The organism is Streptomyces sp. WAC 04229 (assembly GCF_003947455.1).
Classification (GTDB): domain Bacteria; phylum Actinomycetota; class Actinomycetes; order Streptomycetales; family Streptomycetaceae; genus Streptomyces.
In genome coordinates, this window is sequence record NZ_QHJH01000401.1 from 1 (window position 1) to 1,117 (window position 1,117).

Annotated in this window: 1 protein-coding gene; it reads right to left on the reverse strand. The window is 70.0% G+C overall.

Annotation, left to right across the window (positions count from 1 at the left end; genetic code table 11):
- Nucleotide 1: 1 nt before the first annotated feature.
- Nucleotides 2-994 (reverse strand): IS481 family transposase, encoded by a 993-nt coding sequence (locus DMH12_RS38520; protein ID WP_125495864.1) that lies wholly within the window; start codon nucleotides 992-994, stop codon nucleotides 2-4.
- Between the last annotated feature and the right edge of the window lie 123 nt (nucleotides 995-1,117).

Consider the following 1,117-nt stretch of genomic DNA (forward strand, 5'->3'; position numbering starts at 1 on the left):
ACTAGGTGTACTGCCCAGGGACGTTGGTCAACCTGGTGACGGGCGGTTTGCCGTCGGTTGCGGTGTGGGGGCGGTGGTGATTGTAGTGATGGAGCCAGGCCGGCAGGGCTTTGCGGCGGGCTGATTCGCTGGAGTAGAAGCGTCCCAGGGCCCAGCCGTCGGCGAGGGTGCGGTGGAAGCGTTCGACCTTGCCGTTCGTCTGCGGCCGGTAGGGCCGGGTCTTCTTCGGCGTGATGCCGAGCTCGGCGCAGGCCTGGGTCCAGTGCCGGGAGCGGTAGGCCGAGCCGTTGTCGGTCAGGACCCGCTCGACGCTCACCCCGCGGGCGGCGAACCAGCCGACCGCCCGGCTCAGGACACCGACTGCGGTGGTGGCGGTCTCGTCGTCGTGGATTTCGGCGTAGGCGACGCGGGAGTGGTCGTCGACGACGGTGTGGACGAAGGCGGTTCCCAGGAGCGGGCCGCGGTACTTGTTGCGGGGTTTGCCGGGTGTGGCGGCACGGTTTCTGCGGCCCTGGACGCGCCCGACGTAGCGCCAGCCGCCGCCGTCGGGGACGTTGCCGAGCTTCTTGACGTCGATGTGGAGCATGGCGCCGGGGTGGGGGTGTTCGTAGCGGCGCACCGGTTCGCCGGTGGCGCGGTCGATGTGGGAGAGGCGGTTGATCCGGCAGCGGGTCAGGACCGCGTGGACGGTGGAGGCGGGCATGCCCAGCCGCCCGGCGATCTGGACCGGTCCCAGACGCTGCTTCCAGCGCAGGTGCACGATCTTGCGGACCTGTGGCTGAGGGGTCCGGGCCGGGCTCCGGTGAGGCCGGCAGGAGCGGTCGGCCATCGCGGCGGGCCCGGATTGGGCGTACCGGTCGGCCCACCGCCTGGCGGTGGGCCAGGACACGTCGTAGCGCTCGGCCGCACGGGCGACCGGCCATCCCTCATCCACAATCAGACGCGCCAGGCGAAGACGTGCACGGGGCGTCAGAGCAGCGTTAGCGTGAGACACGAAGGCCTCCTGGTTGGCGGAGCGGTTCCTCGACAGCTCCACTCCACAACCGGAGGCCTTCGCCGTCCTACAGATTCAGACCGTGTCGTCACACAAACTCGACCAACCTGGCTGGGCAGTACA